Source organism: Sphingobacterium chuzhouense (assembly GCF_014692525.1).
GTDB classification, from domain to species: Bacteria; Bacteroidota; Bacteroidia; order Sphingobacteriales; family Sphingobacteriaceae; genus Sphingobacterium; species Sphingobacterium chuzhouense.
The window spans coordinates 29,715-49,972 of the sequence record NZ_JACNYL010000001.1; the positions used below are offsets into that span (position 1 = coordinate 29,715).

Sequence of the window (20,258 nt, forward strand, 5' to 3'; positions counted from 1 at the left end):
AATGAAGTAGAGCTCGCAAAATGAGCAAAAATTCGAACCACTATTAACTTTTTTATAATGCTATATTACTATTTTTTTCAATAAATGATTGGATATTAGATTGTTAAATGACTATCTTCCTGTGTTAATTTTATCAAATCCTCCAAAAAATGATTCGAAAATTGTCCCGACAGGACGACAAAAAGCTCGATGAAAGTCGGGCTTTTTTCGTTATGCGCTGGTGGGAACCACGGCTCAATCCAGTGGAGGTTCCAGTTAGTTCCCGGACTACGGGTTTAGCCGATTCAGCCATAATTATGATCTAAATAATTGGCAAAAATGATATTGGTCATTTCCAGGAGAAATTCTTTCCGTATATTTGACGAGGATCGATTAAGATAAGAAACAGGTTTGATACGTTTTTGCACATATATTCTATTAATTGCTTTGACGCTGCAGTCATTCTATCGCAGTATTATGGCCGTAGAGTATCAGATACACCTCCCCGATTATCTAGCAAAATGTATAAACAAAGATCGACCTCAACTCCACTGTGATGGACAGTGTGTACTGATGCAGAAAATAAAGGAAAAAGAGAAAGAGGAAACAAAAAAGAATTTAGTGGTATATGAATACAATTCTCTTTATGTCCATAAAGAGCACATTCCTTATATCGTATACCAGCCGAAAGAAGGAATTAATCCATACCATTTTTCACCTTATCGGATTGACTATATATTTAACTACAATACCGATATATTTCACCCCCCAATTAGCTAATTCACATCAGTTGAGCTTAGCTTGTCCCCTATTTGATGCTACCTATCATTTGGATACGACTCATTTTTTAGCATAGCATATCTTTTCTGAAGTTCCTTGCTATAAATGCGTAGCTAACCCTATATAACGGCGTCAGCAACAATTCTTGGTATGTTAGTCTGTTAACAGGCTGCGTGCGGGACTTAATCATTTTCACAATATTCATCAATAATAATGAACAAAATAATATTTCTTCTCACCGCAATTTGTTTTGTGGTGTTATCCTGTACGAAAGAAAAAACGGATTACGAAGCAGAAATAAACACAGTAGTTCCTGAGCATCTTGATTTCGAAGAAGTTGCTAATATCCATAGCGATGGTTATGATATCCGCATTGAAGCATTGAATGGAACTTTCTATAAAGGCTACAACGAAGTCCGATTGAAGATAATGGATAGCCAAACCCATAAAGAAATAAATGCAACGGACGTAACATTTCTACCCATCATGAGTGAAGCGGATGGCAACAAGAACTCCTGTCCTCATCGGTACAATCTGGTATACAAAACGGATAGTGACTATCTTTCGGGATACGCTGTATTTACAAGAGAAAGCAATACGGATCGAAGTTGGGAAATCTACATAAACTTCACTGTTGACAATAAAGCTTATATAGCGAAGCAAGCCATCCCTGTTCACGAGCAGATTAACAAAAACTTGAATATGACAGCATTTACGGGGAAGGACGATGAGCAGTATTTTATCGCTTTAGTGTCACCACAAAAACCAAAGGTCGGTGAAAATGATCTGGTTGCCGGAATTTACAAATTCAATAAACCCACCAATTCACCTGCTGGAGATTTCCCGGATCCTTCACAATTTTCATACACCGAGGTAAGTGGTTATACCTTACAGCTGGATCCACGGATGCCCGAACCCTCCATGGGAAATCATTCTTCGCCTAACAACGAGGATTTAACACAGCAAAGTGGTGGTCTGTATAGCGGCGTGGTCAATTACACCATGACAGGAAACTGGACACTGAATTTCATCATGCTAGACCAAAATGGAAAAATCCTCAAAGGAACGGAAGTACCTACTGATTTTACACCGGGAGTCGAAGGTGTGAAAAGTGAATTACATATTGATATTTTATTCTAAGATGATGATGAAGCTACATATTATTTTGGGGATTCTTTTTCTTGGAGTAAATGCAAAGGCCCAAAATGCGCCGATCCTAAATGACAGTACACGTCGAATCGAGGAGGTCAAGGTCATCGCTAAAGCAAAGAAAAAAATAGAGACGGAAATGAAAATGGCTGTTTCAGTAGATGAATTTTTAGCTTCTTCCGATAACATCAGCTTTATAAAGCGAGGTGCTTATGCATGGGAACCGTTACTTAATAATATGAGTACAGAGCGCTCTACCATTACCATCGACGGCATGCATGTCTTTGGTGCTTGTACAGATAAGATGGATCCGGTCACGTCATATGTAGAAAGCAATAACCTTTCAACTATTGATATCACATCGGGTCAAGAAGGAAGTATGCACGGTGCAACGGTTGCAGGCAGCATCGACCTAAAAAGGAAAAGTACACCGTTCGGTTTGGAAAAGACGTGGAGCGGTGGCTACCAGACAGGTTTTGAAACCAATAACAAACAGTTTTTCAACCTCGGAAATCTGTCTTATTCAAACGATAAGCTTGCAGCAGACGGAAGTATCGCTCTTCGGAAAGCTGGCAATTATTATGATGGAAATAACGATGAAGTAAACCATTCGCAATACAACAAATTTAACGCGTCCTTAGGTCTGGCATACAAAACAAGTCCGCTTTCCTCCATACGGGTGGATGCTATCTATGATAAGGCAAAAGATGTCGGTTTTCCTGCACTTCCAATGGATTTATGGCTTTCCCGTGCGATTATTACTTCAGCTGCATACAAACAACTGTTTGAAAAGGGGATGTTACGCGTTTGGGATACTAAACTGTATTTCAATGCAGTAGAACATTATATGGATGACACCAAACGCCCTGAAAATTTAGTGCATATGGATATGCCGGGTTGGAGTACTACGTATGGGTTGGTTTCGCGTGCAAATTTGAAACGTGGTCATTACAGTTCCGAGATCCAGTTAAATGTATACGATAATCTATCCATTGCGGAAATGACAATGTATCCACAAGACCGGAGTAATAAAACGATGTTTGCATATACTTGGCCTTGGGTGACAACGCGTTTTGCAGGACTTTCCGTAAACAACTCTTGGGACTTTTCGGAAATGAGTCGACTGAATTTTGGTGGCTCTCTCGGCTGGAATTACAATCGTTCCAAATACGTGGAATTCAACTGGATTTTCTATCCCGGTACACCACAAGAAAAAAACAGGATATTACCAGCTTTACAAGCCAGTTATCAGCTACATATCAATCAGTTTGACTTTTCTGTCGGGACTGGGTATGGTCATAGAGCTCCTTCCGTTTCGGAGGGGTATGGATATTATATTTATAACAGCTTTGACCGATACGATTATATCGGAAACCCCGACCTGAAAAACGAAATTTCTTATGAGGCTAATGCAAGTGCAGGGTTTAAAAATGAAAAGATGGGGATAGAAGCTAAGGTAAACTATTTCCATCTCCAAAATTATATTGTTGGAAGAATTTTGAGTTTGGGAAGCCCAATGAATTATCAATCGGTTGGTGTAAAAGGCTACACTTCATTAGACTATTCCAAACTTTTCAATACGGCGATAAATGCTAACTACGATATTTTGCAACATTTGCATTGGAAAGGAACGGTTACCTATGCACGGGCGGTAGACGATAAAAATGGGAATCTACCATTCATCCGCCCTTTAACTTATCAGACGTCTCTTCATTTTATGCACAAGAAATTCGGTATTCAGACGTCTTTGCACGGCGATCTCGCACAAGAGAACTACAGTCCGGAATATGGTGAAGATTATACACCCGCATATAAAATTTGGAATATCTCCGCAGACTATACCTTCAACTTCAAAAATTATAGAACGATGTTGCAGGTTGGTGCGGAAAATCTATTCAATGAATATTACCGTACATATGCCGATTGGGGAAATATTCCACGAATGGGACGCAATATTTTCACTTCATTAAAATTCAATTTCTGACACACAACGAAGGTTTAAAAACAACTATAATTTTAAATACAAATCAAATATCAAAAAATGAAAACAATTAAAAATTATCTTTTGGCATCAGTATGTTCGCTGGCACTGATCTCCTGTAGCGATAACGATGACAATCCTGTTGCAAACAATATTACGTTACATTTTAATAACACATTCAAAGACAAAACGATTGCGCTTGGAAACGCCGCATCCAATACAGCTACCGTAAACACATCTGCCAAAGGACAGATACACCGCTTTTCTGAATTAAAATACGTCATCAGCAATATCCGTTTGATAAAAGCGGACGGCGGTGAATTCCCTTACAATATCAATGATCTAGATAAGGGGGCAACAGTGGTCAACCAAGCGAAACCTCAGACACTAGATTATGTGTTGAGCAATGTTCCTGCGGGTGAATATAAGCAGATCAAATTTGGATTGGGGGTTAAACATGAATTAAATAACCTCGATCAGGCAAGATTCCCGAAGTTTTATGACGAAGCGGGTGCCAACGACACCGAAATGCATTGGCAATGGGCAACCGGATATCGATTTGCTAAACTTGAAGGTTTCTATGATACAGACAATAAAGAGTTTTCCATTCATACAGGAAGCACTTTAAACGGCGACCCAGATGATTCCTCGTCTTGGGTACAAGGCGTTGATGCTTATCGGGATATTACGTTAACACTTCCGAACAATGCTATCGTCGGGAGCAAAGCTTCTAAAGTCACAATCGAAGCAGACTTCGATAAATTACTAAGCGGAAACACTGAAATAACATTGGAACCAGGGAACGCTACCACACCAAATGTTCACAGCGGCAATAAAATGGAAAATATGGTATTATTTGTTGATAATTTAGGTGGCAATGGCTCAAGCGATCTTCAAGGTATGTTTTCAGTTGAAAGGGTAGAGAATTGACGTGAAGTATATGAAAAACGTATTTGTTTTATTGTCCACTTTACTGCTGTTGCTATCCTGTAACCGGGATGATGTCATCGAACCAATGCCACATGACAACCCCGAGATTCCGCTGGAAATCCCACAAGGATTTCCGGCGTTGAATAACGCAATAACCAAGAATAAGCCCACAAAATACGGAGTGGAGTTAGGCGAAAAATTATTCCACGAGAAAAAGTTCAGTGGGAATAATACCATTTCATGTGCAAGTTGTCACAATCAGTCGAGTGCTTTTGCCGATAATAACGTTCAGGCAATAGGGATTTACGATAGAGTAGGTCTTCGCAATACACCGCCCATTCAAAATCTAGCGTTTATGAAGTTTTATAATTGGGATGGTAACAAGCTCACGTTGGAAAGCCAGCCATTAGTCCCTATCATTACACATGAAGAAATGAATTCTTCTATTTTAGAAGTGATTGAAAAAATAAAGGATGATCATGATTATAAGGATATGTTTCTAAAAGCATTCGGTGATGAAGGTATCACCCCGGATCGGATTTACCAAAGTATCGCACAATATGAATATACGTTAATCTCCGCCAATAGTAAGTACGACAAAGTAAAACGAAACGGCGGAGAGACGTTTACGGAAAGTGAAGCAAGGGGGTATCAAGCGTTTAAAATTAAATGTGCGAGTTGCCACAGTACAGAACTATTTACAGATCAAAGTTTCAGAAATGTTGGCTTTCCCTTAAACCCCAACCCAGAGGAGGGAGGACGTGGTAGAGTAACCGGCATTCCGGCAGATTATATGCGTTTTCGGGTTCCGTCTTTAAGAAATGCCGAATACACCGCACCTTATGGTAGTTTTGGGCAGTTTCCAACTTTAGAGGCTGTTTTGGATTATTTTGATAGCGGCGTTTTAGATGCAGACAACCTCGATCCTATTTTAAAAGAAAATGGCAATAGGATACCACTAAGCGACCAAGAAAAGAACGATATTATCTCCTTTATTAAAACGTTAAGCGATCCTACGTTTGTTGGAAAATAAATTCCCAATTCTTTCCCAAATTAAGGTTAATATTTGTTTTAAGATATGCTATAACACTAAATTCTTCGTTATAGATATGGCATAATTAAAAACGACGATATTTTGATTCGCGAATTTATAGGCAATACCCCACTTCGGCACTGTGATGCTCTCTCCACTCGATATCACACCAACATTTTTATTAAAGAGGAATTTCATAATCCTGGAATGTCGGCAAAAGATCGACCCGCCTTATTTATGATTGAGGATGCTATAGCTAAAAAGAAAATTAAACCGGGAGGAATTTTTGTCGAAGCTAGCAGCGGTAATACAGGGCTCGGAATTACGTTAATAGCCAAAAAATTAGGGTATCGTGCTAAGATATTCGTATCGCAAAGCTGTTCAACAGAAAAAATAGATCTTCTGATAAAAGCTGGTGCAGACATAGAAATCTGTGAGAACTCCAACGGTTTGCATGACTTCAATTCCACACAATTTCGGGCACAGTCCTTTGCATCCACTCATCCTAATGCCTACTTTACCAATCAATACTATAATACACAAAACATTAGAGCCCATTATAAAACAACAGGTCCCGAAATTTGGAAACAAACGGAAGGTAGTATCACTCATTTTATAGCGGGCGTAGGCACAGGTGGAACGATATCGGGGGCCGGACGTTTTCTAAAAGAGCAACGTCCCAATATTAAAATATGGGGAATAGAACCAAATGGATCTATTCTCGGTCATTTTCTCAAACAGCGCACCCTACCTAATGACACGACTGCTTTTGATCCAATTGAAGGAATCGGAAGAAACTTCATTCCCGGATCATTTGATGCAGCTTATGTAGATCATATCTTTCAAGTGAACTGTCATGAAACAAAACGTATGGCAAACGAATATTATTCCCAAACTGGCATTATGACCGGATTTTCCAGTGCGGCCGTGATCGCGGCTTTAGATAGATATGCCGATAAGATGGGCTTTTCTAAGACAGATATCGTTGTCCTATTTTTTCCAGATCATGGTGACCGATATATAAGCAAACTTTATAACGAGCATATCCACCGGCCAACACCTTTACAAACATCACGTCACTTTAACTTTTGAATATGTATACTTTCAACGATATAGCTATTCCTATTTCTTGGCCGGACAAAACCGCCCTGGGGGATGAAAAATGGATGGCATTTTTAAAACAAATAGGCATCGTAAAAAATCTCCATTTTAAAGTGGGCCATGCAGCAATATTACTTATTGAAAGAAATAGTGGAAGAGTACTTTATTTTGATTTCGGCCGTTATCTATCACCACGCGGTTACGGACGGGCAAGATCTGCTCTCTTTGATCCACGTTTAGAAATTTCCACAAAAGCCCAAATTACACCACAGGGCGAAATACAGAATGTTATAGAAATATTGGAAGAGCTTTGTGAAAAAGAAGAGGCTACACATGGAGGCGGACGGACATTTTTTTCGATTTGCAAACAAGTTTCTTTTTCAAAATGCGTCGCGTATGCCGAAAAATTGGTAGCAGAAGGACCTATTTTATATGGTGCTCTTGCTAAAGGCAACAACAGTTGCTCCCGTTTTGTGGCACAGATACTAGCGGAAGGCATGGACTTAGATGATAAAAGACGTCGCAAAATACTGTATCCAGAATGTCTCAAGGCAAGCCCAACGAGTAATGTTGTTAATGCAGCCCCTAACGAAGAAGTTTTTTGTTATGAACAAGGATTACTCAAACCGTGGAAGATGGGACGCAAAGATTCGCTATTATTCCAATTCGGCTTATTAAAAGATAATTTCACTAAAAAGGGTTCACAAGATTTAGCTTGTGACCAAACACCCGGAATGATAGACGCCCCGTTACGTCCATCCAACGTTCCGGAGCATGCCCAATGGATAGGCGGTATTGGAGAAGGTGCTTGGCTACAATTGAAACAACAGCAAGATGAAAACATATTTGTCATTTGTAAATATGCAGCCTCGGGAAAATTGGAATACGAGATACAAACAACCTGTATCCAAAATTTTGATATAAAGCGACCTTATACTTTTACACCCAACTTCCTGTATCACAGTTATTCGATCGTCCAGGACGATAATTTATACCTATTTTTGGCAACGACAACAATTGACAACGTAGACAATAATCAAGAAAACATAAAAGCTATTTTATAATGACTTTAACAATTTTAAAAGCAAAAATTCACACAGTTAAGGTGACAGAGGCAAATGTAGAATATAATGGTTCTATCACGATAGATGCCGATTTACTTGACGCAGCTGGCATCAAGAAATATGAACAAGTCTATATTAACAACGCCATTAGTGGCAGCCGTATCATGACCTATGTATTGCCAGGAAAACGAGGTAGCGGCGAAGTCTGCATGAACGGGGGCGCAGCACTTCATGCCAAAGTTGGCGATACAGTTCATATTCTTTCCTTTATCCAACTATCCCCAGATGAGGCGGATACGTACCAACCAACGCTTGTTTTTACAGCGGGGGAAAACAAAATAAAATCAATCGAAAAATACGATTATTAGCGATAAGATCCGAAAAAAGGTTGCACTATACAGACAAATAGTGTAACCTTTTATGCGTTTCATCATGTTTTTTCCGTTATTTCTTGTTTAACTTTGCATTTCGGAGACAAGTCATGGCAAAAGCAGATATAAAAACGTTGGACGATATTAAGTTGATGGTCAATACCTTTTACGGTCGTGTACAAGAAGATGATCTTATTGGCCCTATCTTCAACGCCAAATTAGAGGGACAGTGGCCGGTACATTTAGAAAAGATGTATACGTTCTGGCAAACCATCTTATTGGATGAATATACCTACCAAGGCCGCCCCTTTCCTCCCCACGCACAATTGCCGATAGAAGCAGAACACTTCGAACGCTGGTTACAGCTTTTCGATAAGACTGTAAATGATCTATTCGAAGGCCCTGTCGCTGATGAAGCTAAAAGCCGAGGACGCAAAATGGCAGCATTGTTTCAGGTAAAACTGGAACATATCCGCCAATCGCCTTTTAAACCGTTGCTTTAGATTATCTCCTATCCCTTACGGTAACTGGTCTATTTGCTGATCGACAAGATATAACAAAGAAGCAATCGCAGCAACTCCTGATTGTAATTCACGACGGTCTACCGCTTCAAAAACATCTTTAGCGGTGTGATGTATATCGAAATAACGATGCGGATCTGGACGAAAATTGAACATGATCGTATTCGGGAAGTGTCGTCCCCATACACCGGAATCTACGCCAGGACTTCCTTGTAAAAACCGCGACACCCAAAATTTTTGCTCAAAAAGAGGTTTCCAATGTTGTTGGATCCAATCGACCCGCTCAGCAGATGATTTGATGTCAAACCCACGCGGCGCAAATCCTCCCGCATCACTTTCAATGGCGGCGATTATCTTTTCAGCTTTTGCTTTAGCTGTTTCACCATATTGTAAAGCGCCATGCACACCATTTTCCTCATTCATATAAAATACCAGTCGGATGGTATGTCGCGGCCTATAACCCAATTCCATTAAGATACGGATCGCGTCTAACGTTCCCATTGTACCCGTCCCGTTATCATGCGCACCCTCACCTACATCCCAAGAATCAATATGACCACCTATCGTTATAATTTCATCCGGCTTCTCCAAGCCCCTCCACTCGGCGATTACATTATGAGTAATTACATTTCCTTTCCAAGCAGAATGGTTTGTAATTTGAATACGTGTTGTAGGTTTTTTCTTTAATGCTTCTGAAAGTTTATTCGCACCGACAGGCGATATGGCCAAAGCTGGGATACTATCAATCCCTTCTACGTACTTTGTACCTCCTGTATGTGGATAATCGTCATCCGGAGACGATGATAAAGACCGAAAAAGATAGGCTACAGCACCAAGTTTGGCGGCTTCTGCCGGTCCTCGACTGCGTTGGCTACTGTTCAAGCCATACGCTACTCCGGTTTCCACAATAGATTCGTCCCAAGGCTTATTGACAAATACAATTTTCCCCCTTACTTTATCTCCTTGTGCACGCAATTCGCTCAGTAGCTCCACTTCTATAACTTCTGCTTCCAAACCACCCGGCGGTGTCGCTACCGAACCTCCCAACGACAATACATGGAGTGGTTCTTTGGTAGATATAATATAGGCTTCTTCTTTCTCCCCCCTATCCCAATAAGGCATCTGTACTTCCTGCAGATAAACGCGATCAAATGCTAACTCTTCCATAAGTGATTTAGACCATGTTACGGCTTCCTCCGCGTTAGCTGAACCCGCTATACGATGACCAATGTTCTTGGTTAGGTAGCGCAGATTCTCGTAGGCTTTCCCTTTCTCGAAAGATGTTGTATATATGCGCTCCATCATTAGTGAATCTTGTTGGGCAACCACTTCTCCCAAACTACAGACACCAAGAAGTAAAACCTTAAAAATTGCTTTCATGAACATTTACTATTTATAATTCTAAAATAACATTATTTTTGACATATGGCAAGGACATTACCCAAACCTCCAAAAACGGTGGATTTACATACAGAAGCTTTCTTGGGAAATCTCGACATTTACGAGACCAATGAACTATTGGCTGAATCGTTAGAATTGATGCGGGAAATGCTCGACGCGGCAATCTATTGGGATTATACAGAAATCCGCTTTATCCACGGAAAAGGTAAGGGCATATTGCGCCAAGCCGTTTATGAAGAATTAGCTCATTATAAACAGGGAGGCGCAATTGCCAGCTATCATCCCTCCTATCATAACGACGATATAGTCGTGGTTAATATCGGTTTATAACACTTTCACACGATAAACCTCATAGGGATAAGAAACCTTATCTTTGCCATCATTCCATTGTGGCAAACGGTTCATTTGTGCACACGAAAAATACAAGTACCCGTCGCTTCCCACACCCAAAGAATCCGGCCAGATCAACCGGCTATCTTGCACGACCATCTCCACTTTACCTTCGGGGGTGTACCGTTTAATACTATAATCCAAGGAAGAAGTCAAATAGATATTCCCCTTTACATCGGCGACTAAACCATGTGTAATCGTCGTTTCTCCAAGGTCTTCAACCTTTGCTTTCAATTCATCTGCCGTTAGCGAGGCATCTGCAAGATAAACTGTTTCTATCCGATAAAGCTTAGTTGTATTGATCGGCTTAAAATAAAAATATCTATTGTCCTTTGTCAGCGCAATACCATTCACGTTGGAACGGAATGGATTACCTTTGCTATCACGCATATCGCTTCCTTCGTAGCTTAACACTACTCTAGGATCAGCTTTTGTAAAGGATGATTCTGCTAACAGCAATCTCGTTGTTCCCGTCTCTAAATCCAATACGACAATATCCGCCTGTCCGGGATCTGAAAGGTAAGCCAGTTTTTTGTCGGTATCCACGCGTACATCGTTTAAACCCGATTTCGCTTTGTCCAAATCGTCGAAACTATATTGTCGAACCACTTTGTCGTTTGCTAAGTCTATCTGTACCAATTTGAATTGTCCTTGCTGCCCCTCTGCTGAACCATCTTTTCCGAACACAGAACCTGCCGAAGAAGGTTTAGAATCCAACACCCATAATTGATCGTCCGTATCCACATAAATATCCTGTACATTTACGAAATGGCTATCCGGCAGTCCCTCTTTCGCATTCCATTTCATATCCGGATAAGGTTTACGCTCCCCATCGATAATTTCAGACAGGCCCATCGTATAAGGCTCCTTTCGCGGAAAAGACACGAATACACGATTATCACTTGATACACTCACCCCTATCGGTTGCGACTTTCCGAAGGAAGCGACGACCTCTAAACGAGGGTCTTTTATCTCTTGGGCAAACACACTTAAGCTCATGATTGTTAAATAGATAAAAATTAAATTTTTCAGCATAATATTTCGTTTTTTCATATCGATATGTCTATAATTTTAAACAAGATAATACGTATTTGGTTTGTTTTTTATGATTTGATAATGGTAAGAAGCCGCACGTTACCCCCTATGTTGCCAAATGTAGATCAAATCCGTTAAATTTGATTATGAACAACTTTAAATATGGCATCGATGACCTCAACAGCTCCACGGCGTTACGTTTAGCGCGAGGAGAACAAAAAGGCATTTTATCGGAAGAAACAAAAGAAGTGGTGCAACGAAGTGCACGATACGTTCAAGATATAGTGGCTTCCGGCAATACGGTATACGGTGTAAATACCGGTTTTGGTCCGTTGTGTACAACAATTATCAATGCCAGTGACACGCAAAAACTACAAGAGAATATTTTGAAAAGCCATGCCGTGGGTGTCGGTAAGCCTGTTTCCCCATTGCTTGCTAAACTCATGCTCGTTCTAAAGATCCATGCGCTAGCGAAGGGCTTTTCTGGTGTTCAGTGGCAAACCATAGAGCGCTTACTATGGCACATTGATCACGATATCATACCTATAGTCCCTGAACAAGGTTCGGTAGGTGCTTCGGGTGATCTCGCTCCGCTAGCCCATCTGTTCCTGCCCCTTATCGGATTGGGAAAGGTTTGCATAGATGGAGAAGTTAGAGACACGGCATCCGTTCTGGCGGAATACCAACTTGCTCCCATTACGTTAGGTGCCAAAGAGGGTTTAGCACTTATTAACGGCACCCAATTTATGGCTGCGCACGCGGTCATGGCGGTAGCAGAAATGCATAATGCATTAACAAATGCTGACCTTATAGCTACATTGATGCTCGAAGGATTAAACGCTTCCGTTAAACCATTTTTCACCGAATTGCATGATCTTCGCCCGCATCCGGGGAATCAATTTGTTGCCAGCACGATTTATAATTTACTCAGGGGCTCCGAAATCGTGGAATCTCATAAAAACTGTTCCCGGGTTCAAGATCCCTATTCGCTACGCTGTATTCCCCAAATCCACGGTGCATCGCGACAATCCTGGCTGCATCTAAAGGGTATTGTTAAAACAGAAATTAATGCCGTTACGGACAATCCGGTTATCATCAACGAAAACTTCACTATCAGCGGCGGCAATTTTCATGGGCAAACTATTGCGTTACCCATGGATTACGCCACGTTGGCTGTCTCTGAGATAGGGAACGTATCCGATAGACGCATTTATCTTTCGCTGGAGGGAGACACCGCTGGTGTCCCTAAATTGCTACTCCAAGCTACCGGATTAAACTCTGGTTTTATGATCCTGCAATATACAACGGCTGCTTTGGCAAGCGAGAATAAAGGGTTGTGCTTCCCTGCTAGTGCCGATAGTATTCCTACCTCTCTCGGACAGGAAGACCATGTGAGCATGGGGTCCATCAGTGGACGTAAGCTTCGTCAAGTCATCCAAAACGTCAGCCGAATCCTCAGCATCGAATTGATTTGTGCGGGCCAGGCATTTGATTTCCATAGGCCTTTACAATCGACTCCTATCATAGAAGCTGTCCATCAACGAATTAGGCAACATATTCCGCATATCGAAGCCGACCAACCGATGGAAGACATCTTATCCAAAGCGCAAGAATTGGTCAGTTCCGGTGAGCTTGTTAGATTAGCATTACAGGTGGCTGAAGAACAAGGTATACCCTATTATGGTCAACATGCAGAACAATTCAATACATTTTAATCATGGCAAAAAAACTAATAGGCCCGTTCACCCAATTATTGCCTTTAGCGAACATGCCCCTACATGGCGCATTGGCCGATAATACATTGGAGATTATCGAAAAGGGCGGTATTATCATAGAACATAACCGCATTGTTGATATGGGGCCATATTCTATTTTACGGGAAAAATATGGTTCTACAGTAGCGTTCGCCGACATCGATACGCCAGCCGTATGTGTGCCGGGTTATATCGACTGCCATACCCACATTGCTTTTAGCGGAAACCGGGCAAATGATTTTGCCCTGCGCAATGCCGGTGCTACCTATTTGGAAATAGCAGAAGCAGGCGGCGGTATTTGGAGCACCGTACAACATACACGGGAAACTTCTGAGGAAAAACTTGCTGCCCATATTATAGAGCGGGTCGATACATTGATTAAACAAGGTATTACGACCGTAGAAATAAAAAGTGGTTATGGGCTTTCAATAGAACAAGAAGTCAAAACCTTACATGCCATACAGTTGGCTCAAAAGGAAGTTCTTGTCGATTTGGTGCCTACCTGCCTTGCGGCGCACATGAAACCTCGGGATTTTGATGGAGACGCTACGACATATTTGGAAAAAATGGTGGCTGAATTATTTCCTATCCTACGACAGGAGAACTTAACGAATAGAATCGATGCATTCGTCGAAAAAAGTGCATTTAACGCTATCGAAATAAGGCCTTATCTCCGTAGCGCTAAAGAACAAGGTTTTGATATTACGGTACATGCCGATCAGTTTACACCGTCAGGGTCTGTTATTGCCATTGAATTTGGAGCCATCAGCGCCGACCATCTGGAAGCCTCTACAGAAGACGAAATCCACTTGCTCGCGAAGTCGGATACTGTTGCCGTGGCATTGCCCGGCGCATCTCTCGGACTAGGCTGCTCCTATACTCCTGCACGCCGCCTGCTGGACGAAGGGGCAATCCTAGCCATTGCAACCGATTGGAACCCCGGCTCTGCACCTATGGGACAGCTTATGGTACAGGCATCTATTTTAGCGACCGCCGAAAAACTCAGCAATGCAGAAGTCTTTTCCGCTATTACCTTTAGGGCGGCGAGAGCGTTGAATTTATCAGATAGAGGTCAGTTAAAACGTGGACAGCTTGCCGACTTCAATATCTATACGACCTCTAACTATCAAAACATCACCTATATGCAAGGGACACTCCTACCCCAACAAGTTTGGAAAAGTGGTAAGCTGATTTATACGAAAGGAGAGCAACTATGACCTTTCAAGAACAGATAAAACAAGGTATCCCGACAACATTACCAACTAAAGCCATATACGATAACTCAGTCAGCCATGCACCGAAACGTAAAGACATATTGCAACCCGATGAGAAGAAACTTGCCGTTCGAAACGCGCTCCGTTATTTCCCGGCGGCATGGCACGAAGAACTGGCTTCAGAGTTTCTGGAAGAACTCAACACTTACGGTCGTATCTATATGTACAGATTTCGTCCTACATACTCCATGCATGCACGTCCGATTTCGGAATATCCTGCCAAAAGCAAGCAAGCCGCGGCTATTATGCTTATGATACAGAATAACCTTGACCCCGCCATAGCGCAACATCCGCACGAGTTGATTACGTACGGTGGAAATGGAGCCGTTTTTCAGAATTGGGCGCAGTACCTGCTAACGATGCAATATTTATCTGATATGACAGACGAACAAACACTCCACATTTACAGTGGGCATCCGATGGGTTTATTCCCATCTTCTGAAGAAGCACCACGGGTGGTTGTAACGAATGGTATGATGATTCCTAATTACTCCAAACCAGACGACTGGGAGCGATACAATGCACTTGGTGTGACACAATACGGGCAGATGACCGCCGGATCGTATATGTATATCGGTCCACAAGGTATCGTCCATGGCACGACGATCACGGTGATGAATGCCTTTCGAAAACAACTGCCCGAAAACGAAAGCCCACGCGGCAATATCTTCCTTACTTCGGGACTCGGTGGTATGAGTGGTGCACAACCCAAAGCCGGAAATATCGCGGAATGTATCACTGTATGTGCAGAAGTGAACCCTGCTGCTGCACATAAACGTCACGAACAAGGCTGGGTAGATTTATTAATTGAGGATATGGTTTCGCTTATTACACGCGTGAGACAAGCCGTTGAGCAGCAAGAGGTCATTTCGATCGCCTACATCGGGAATGTGGTTGATGTATGGGAAGCCTTTTGGGATGCCAACATAAAGGTATCAGTGGGTTCAGACCAAACATCTTTACATAATCCCTGGGCAGGTGGTTATTATCCTGTAGGGTTTTCGTTTGAAGAATCCAATAAACTGATGGTTGAACAACCAGAGGCTTTTAAAGAAGTGGTGCAACGTTCATTGATACGGCAAGTGGACGCCATCAACAAGCATGCGTCTCGCGGAACCTATTTCTTCGACTATGGCAATGCCTTTCTTTTGGAGAGTAGTCGGGCAGGCGCTGACGTGATGGCAGCAGATGGCATCAACTTCCGCTATCCTTCTTATGTACAAGATATTTTGGGTCCCCTGTGCTTTGATTATGGGTTTGGGCCTTTCCGATGGGTGTGTACGTCTGGGTTAGTCGAAGACCTTCACAAAACTGATAACATGGCTATCGAGGTATTGGAAGAGTTGTTGGCATCCACTTACCCGGAAATTGAACAACAACTACAAGATAATATCCAATGGATCCGGCAGGCTGAAGCTAATCAGCTTGTAGTCGGTTCGCAAGCGCGAATACTCTACGCCGATGCTCTCGGACGCATACGGATTGCCAAAGCATTCAATAAAGCCATTCGGGACGGAAAAATTACTGCGCCTATTGTTTTAGGACGCGATCACCATGATGTCAGTGGCACGGATTCCCCATATCGCGAGACGAGTAACATTTACGATGGCAGTAAATTCACGGCAGATATGGCGATCCATAACGTTATCGGTGACAGTTTCCGCGGCGCTACATGGGTTTCTATCCATAATGGGGGCGGTGTCGGTTGGGGTGAGGTCATCAATGGTGGCTTCGGCATGGTTTTGGACGGTTCTGCGGAAGCAGATCGAAAACTAGAAAGTATGTTATTTTACGATGTTAACAATGGTATAGCGCGTCGTGCATGGGCGCGTAATAAAGAAGCTCGTCAAGCCATCGAGACAGAATTGAACCGAACAAGTTCACTGAAAGTGACACTGGCAAATGAAGTCGATGACGACGTATTGAATAATATTTTCCAATAATCGGTCGATGGCATACCAAAACTATTATACAGCTCCTTCGTCGATAAATTGGACAGGAAGAGTGGATGGTCCTGACCAAGCGCATCTTCGTTGGCACCAAGTTGCAGCATGTATACACCTCGATGAAATTGACGATTTAAGTAATTGTTTTGTATTACTCGGTTACGCATGTGATGAAGGTGTGAAACGAAATCTAGGACGCGTAGGGGCAGCAAAAGCACCAGCGTTTTTAAGAAAAAGCTTATCGAATTTGCCCGTCTTCCAAGAACAACAAGTTCGTATTATAGATGTGGGTGACATCCATTGTTATAATAACGATTTGGAAGCATCGCAAGAAGCGTTGGGTGAAGCGATAGCGCACATTTTAAAGAAGGGCGGTTTTCCTATTGTGCTTGGTGGCGGACATGAGGTTACGTTTGGGCATTATCTCGGACTTCGGAAGGCCAGCGACAAAAAAATCGGTATCATCAACTTCGATGCTCACTTTGATATCCGGGAACCGAAAGATAATCGGGCTACTTCGGGTACAGGGTTTTATCAAATAGCACAACGAGAAGAAAGTTTCCATTATCTGCCTATTGGCATACAGCAAATAAGCAATACACAAGCACTATTCCATACCGCACATACCCATGGTGTAAATTGGATAGAAGCACAGGATTTTGATGTTTCCAATATAGAAATAATACAGGAACAGCTATCTTCATTTATAAAGGAAATAGATCAGCTGTACGTCACGGTCGATATGGATGTATTCGCTGCACCTTATGCCCCGGGTGTGAGTGCGCCTGCCTATAACGGGATAGTGCCTAACGCTTTCTTTATGTGGGTCTTTGAACGTATAATCAATTCCCCCAAATTTGTCAGTATAGATTTTGCCGAACTAAATCCCGATTATGATATCGATAACCGCACCGCAAAATTAGTCGCGGATTTGGTATTCAGGGTGGTCAAAAAATAGCGTCTTTAGTTATTTGAACCTTTCTACAATGTCATCTACCATTAGGTCAACAGAAGTCAACCCACCACCGGAAATAAACCACAAATCAGGGTCTAGATAAAATATCTTACCATTTTTGAACGCGTTTGTTTGTTTTACAAGCAGATTTTCCACTTCACTTAAATTTGCTTTTTTTCCAACAACAGCCGCATTCCTATCCACGATAAAAAGGTAATCTGGATTAGCGTTAGCGATAAGTTCGTTAGACACCCGTTGCCCGTGTACCGACTCGTCTTTTAATTCCATAACGGGTTTAATATGCAATACATCATGTATAAAGCCGAAACGACTTCCTTTACCGAAAGCACTGAATTTACCATTGTTATAAATTAGGAAAAGCGCCTTACCAGGATCTCCTTCAAATTCCTTCTGCGCAACCTTAATTTTTTCCTCCAATTTATGAAGCTTTTCCTCCGCCACGTGCTCCTTATCGACAATTTTCGCCAAAAGCATAACATTATGTTTGAATGAAGGTAAATAATCTTTATTATCTGTCCCGATAAAGATAGCAGGTGCAATATCATTCAGCTCGTCATAGAAACGTTCCTGACGGGTAGACATCAAAATCAAATCAGGAGACAATGCATTTATCCCCTCAAAATTGGGTTCGATTACAGATCCTACATCTGCAATATCCGGGTTGTTTTTAAGATCGTCTAAATATTCCGGCATATATTTCTTGGGAATCCCGATAGGCGTTACACCCAACTCTTTTAAAGTCTCCAATGCCCCTATATCCAGCACTACGATACGCGACGGATTTTTGGGGACCATGGTCGGCCCCAGTTTATGTTCTATTTCAAGTTGCTCTTCAGAAACCTGTTCCTGCTTCGGATTAGAATTACAACCTGTTTGAATAAGGGCGAATAAAAGGCATGTCAGAACGAGTGTTGATTTAAATATTTTATTCATTTCAAATATTAAAATAATTACAAATTTTCTTGTTGTTCTTTTCGATAATGTCAAATTCAATACCGAAAATCTCCTGCAGAATTTCGGGTCTGATAATATGATTGACTTCATCATTATAACGTATTTTACCATCTTTCATGGCAATGATATAGTCTGAATATTGTGCTGCAAAATTAATTTCATGAATAACAATCACCACGGTTTTCCCCAACTCGTCTACCAACCTCCGCAAAGTTTTCATCACATGTACAGAATGCTTCATATCGAGGTTATTTAATGGCTCATCCAACAATATATATTCGGTATCCTGTGCGATAATCATCGAAATAAACGCGCGCTGACGCTGTCCTCCACTTAGCTCATCAATATAGGCATCTGCCAAGTCCTCAAGATCAGAAAAAGCAATCGCTTCCTGCACTTTTTGCCAATCTGTTTCGGTCATTCTCCCCTTGCAATAAGGGAAACGCCCAAATGCGACCAAATCCCTGATTGTAATCTTCACATCCGTTTGGTTAGATTGCTTTAGAATAGAAAGCTTTGTCGCGAGATCATTGCTTTTATAATCACGGAGCGACTTATCCATAAAAGAAACTTCTCCCCCATCTTGTTTAAGCAATCGGCTGAGGATAGAAAGCAACGTACTTTTACCCGCACCATTTGGTCCAATAAGCGATGTAATATGGTTATCCGCTATCCCTCCTTCCAAGCCATCGATTACGCGTTTCTTTCCATAGTCTTTCACCAGACCTTGGAAAATCAACTTATTTTCTTTCTTGTGCTCCATATCAAATACATAAAGTAGACGCCACCCACAAAATTAATAACAATGCTCACCGTAGTCGAAAAGCTTAAAATATGTTCAACAAAAAATTGTCCTGCAATCAAACATATACAGGATACCGCACTGCAAAGCCATACGGTTTGTACATGTTTGTTCGTCTTGAACAACTCGTATGTTAAGTTCGTAACCAAAATACCCAAAAACGTAATAGGCCCCACCAAAGCTGTTGAGACGGACACTAACAGCGCGATGATAAGCATAAATGTACGTATCAACTTATTATAGTCCAAACCTAAGTTAATGGCGTGGTCTTTCCCCAGCGCAATTACATCTAAATATTTTAAATAGCGAATTGTCAAGATAAGTGTTCCTACCAAAGTTATCGTCGCTATTCCCAATAATTTAACGTTCATCTTGGCAAATGAAACGAACATAAAATTTTGTACAATCGAAAATTCGTTCGGATCGATGACGACATGGAGAAACTGACTCAACGTATTGAACAACGTCCCCATGACCATGCCCATTAATAATAAATAGAAGATATTTTTTCGTTGCCTTCCAAAAATCAGCAAATACATAAATACGGAAAAACCGAGCATCAGCAATACGGCATAGAAAAAGTTTTCTTGTTGTGAAATGACCTTAAACGCCTTATCCCCATAAAAGAAAACGATCAACGTCTGAAAGAGAATGAAGATCGACTCATATCCCATGATGGAAGGAGTCAATATCCTATTATTGGTAATCGTTTGAAAAACTACAGACGAAAAAGCTACACTGATACCCACAATGATCATAGTTGCTAACCGGATACCCCGACGGCTTAATACGTAATCAAGGTTATTACCCATATTGT

The 20,258-nt window shown here is 41.6% G+C and carries 20 protein-coding genes; 15 read left to right on the top strand and 5 right to left on the bottom strand.

Translation table 11 applies throughout. The features are described 5' to 3' along the window. Nucleotides 1-149 precede the first annotated feature (149 nt). The 10 genes from H8B21_RS00115 to H8B21_RS00160 all read left to right on the top strand — a co-directional run bounded on the left by H8B21_RS00115 (nucleotide 150) and on the right by H8B21_RS00160 (nucleotide 8,891). Nucleotides 150-305 carry a hypothetical protein gene (locus H8B21_RS00115; RefSeq protein ID WP_190311772.1) on the top strand — a complete coding sequence of 52 codons (156 nt, stop codon included), beginning with the start codon at nucleotides 150-152 and terminating at the stop codon, nucleotides 303-305. Between the two features lie 151 nt (nucleotides 306-456). Beyond that, nucleotides 457-759, top strand: coding sequence for a hypothetical protein (locus H8B21_RS00120; RefSeq protein WP_223814752.1), 303 nt, complete (start codon nucleotides 457-459; stop codon nucleotides 757-759). 213 nt (nucleotides 760-972) lie between these two features. Next, on the top strand, nucleotides 973-1,899 hold the full coding sequence (locus tag H8B21_RS00125) for a hypothetical protein (protein ID WP_190311774.1): 927 nt from the start codon (nucleotides 973-975) through the stop codon (nucleotides 1,897-1,899). 1 nt (nucleotide 1,900) lies between these two features. Further along, nucleotides 1,901-3,892, top strand: coding sequence for a TonB-dependent receptor plug domain-containing protein (locus tag H8B21_RS00130; protein WP_223814753.1), 1,992 nt, complete (start codon nucleotides 1,901-1,903; stop codon nucleotides 3,890-3,892). Between the two features lie 57 nt (nucleotides 3,893-3,949). After that, complete coding sequence (locus H8B21_RS00135; protein WP_190311775.1) at nucleotides 3,950-4,819, top strand: MbnP family protein; 870 nt, start codon at nucleotides 3,950-3,952, stop codon at nucleotides 4,817-4,819. Between the two features lie 10 nt (nucleotides 4,820-4,829). Next, nucleotides 4,830-5,852: a cytochrome-c peroxidase gene (locus H8B21_RS00140; RefSeq protein ID WP_190311776.1), complete on the top strand. Its 1,023-nt coding sequence runs from the start codon at nucleotides 4,830-4,832 to the stop codon at nucleotides 5,850-5,852. A gap of 102 nt (nucleotides 5,853-5,954) precedes the next feature. Beyond that, the gene (locus H8B21_RS00145) at nucleotides 5,955-6,944 is read left to right on the top strand and encodes a PLP-dependent cysteine synthase family protein (protein WP_190311777.1); all 990 of its coding nucleotides are present in this window, start codon (nucleotides 5,955-5,957) and stop codon (nucleotides 6,942-6,944) included. A 2-nt stretch (nucleotides 6,945-6,946) separates the two neighbouring features. Then, complete coding sequence (locus H8B21_RS00150; protein WP_190311778.1) at nucleotides 6,947-8,017, top strand: DUF6695 family protein; 1,071 nt, start codon at nucleotides 6,947-6,949, stop codon at nucleotides 8,015-8,017. Beyond that, complete coding sequence (gene panD / locus H8B21_RS00155; RefSeq protein WP_190311779.1) at nucleotides 8,017-8,385, top strand: aspartate 1-decarboxylase; 369 nt, start codon at nucleotides 8,017-8,019, stop codon at nucleotides 8,383-8,385. The genes H8B21_RS00150 and panD overlap by 1 nt, the downstream gene beginning before the upstream one ends. Before the next feature lie 113 nt (nucleotides 8,386-8,498). After that, the gene (locus H8B21_RS00160; RefSeq protein WP_190311780.1) at nucleotides 8,499-8,891 is read left to right on the top strand and encodes a group III truncated hemoglobin; all 393 of its coding nucleotides are present in this window, start codon (nucleotides 8,499-8,501) and stop codon (nucleotides 8,889-8,891) included. 15 nt (nucleotides 8,892-8,906) lie between these two features. Here H8B21_RS00160 and H8B21_RS00165 read toward each other — a convergent pair whose 3' ends face one another. After that, a complete protein-coding gene (locus tag H8B21_RS00165) occupies nucleotides 8,907-10,289 on the bottom strand; it encodes a M20/M25/M40 family metallo-hydrolase (protein WP_190311781.1) in 1,383 nt (460 codons plus the stop codon). A 45-nt stretch (nucleotides 10,290-10,334) separates the two neighbouring features. Between H8B21_RS00165 and H8B21_RS00170 the strand changes: the two genes are divergently transcribed. After that, on the top strand, nucleotides 10,335-10,640 hold the full coding sequence (locus tag H8B21_RS00170) for a Smr/MutS family protein (RefSeq protein WP_190311782.1): 306 nt from the start codon (nucleotides 10,335-10,337) through the stop codon (nucleotides 10,638-10,640). Here the strand turns inward: H8B21_RS00170 and H8B21_RS00175 are convergent. Then, nucleotides 10,635-11,735: an L-dopachrome tautomerase-related protein gene (locus H8B21_RS00175; protein WP_190311783.1), complete on the bottom strand. Its 1,101-nt coding sequence runs from the start codon at nucleotides 11,733-11,735 to the stop codon at nucleotides 10,635-10,637. The genes H8B21_RS00170 and H8B21_RS00175 overlap by 6 nt on opposite strands. A gap of 146 nt (nucleotides 11,736-11,881) precedes the next feature. On the opposite strand from H8B21_RS00175, the gene hutH reads away from it, so the two are divergent. Genes hutH through hutG form a run of 4 tightly spaced genes read left to right on the top strand, consistent with a single transcriptional unit; the run spans nucleotide 11,882 to nucleotide 17,667 of the window. After that, nucleotides 11,882-13,450 (top strand): histidine ammonia-lyase, encoded by a 1,569-nt coding sequence (gene hutH, locus H8B21_RS00180; protein ID WP_190311784.1) that lies wholly within the window; start codon nucleotides 11,882-11,884, stop codon nucleotides 13,448-13,450. A 2-nt stretch (nucleotides 13,451-13,452) separates the two neighbouring features. After that, nucleotides 13,453-14,706, top strand: coding sequence for an imidazolonepropionase (gene hutI / locus H8B21_RS00185; RefSeq protein WP_190311785.1), 1,254 nt, complete (start codon nucleotides 13,453-13,455; stop codon nucleotides 14,704-14,706). Further along, complete coding sequence (locus H8B21_RS00190) at nucleotides 14,703-16,706, top strand: urocanate hydratase (protein WP_190311786.1); 2,004 nt, start codon at nucleotides 14,703-14,705, stop codon at nucleotides 16,704-16,706. The genes hutI and H8B21_RS00190 overlap by 4 nt, the downstream gene beginning before the upstream one ends. Before the next feature lie 7 nt (nucleotides 16,707-16,713). After that, on the top strand, nucleotides 16,714-17,667 hold the full coding sequence (hutG, locus tag H8B21_RS00195) for a formimidoylglutamase (RefSeq protein ID WP_190311787.1): 954 nt from the start codon (nucleotides 16,714-16,716) through the stop codon (nucleotides 17,665-17,667). A gap of 9 nt (nucleotides 17,668-17,676) precedes the next feature. On the opposite strand, the gene H8B21_RS00200 is transcribed toward hutG, so the two are convergent. From H8B21_RS00200 to H8B21_RS00210, 3 genes are read right to left on the bottom strand one after another with little or no spacing between them, the layout of a single operon-like run. Beyond that, nucleotides 17,677-18,618, bottom strand: a complete 942-nt coding sequence (locus H8B21_RS00200; RefSeq protein ID WP_190311788.1) for a siderophore ABC transporter substrate-binding protein — start codon at nucleotides 18,616-18,618, stop codon at nucleotides 17,677-17,679. Between the two features lies 1 nt (nucleotide 18,619). Further along, nucleotides 18,620-19,402, bottom strand: a complete 783-nt coding sequence (locus H8B21_RS00205; protein WP_190311789.1) for an iron ABC transporter ATP-binding protein — start codon at nucleotides 19,400-19,402, stop codon at nucleotides 18,620-18,622. Further along, nucleotides 19,375-20,253 (bottom strand): iron chelate uptake ABC transporter family permease subunit, encoded by an 879-nt coding sequence (locus tag H8B21_RS00210; protein ID WP_223814754.1) that lies wholly within the window; start codon nucleotides 20,251-20,253, stop codon nucleotides 19,375-19,377. The genes H8B21_RS00205 and H8B21_RS00210 overlap by 28 nt, the downstream gene beginning before the upstream one ends. Nucleotides 20,254-20,258 lie beyond the last annotated feature (5 nt).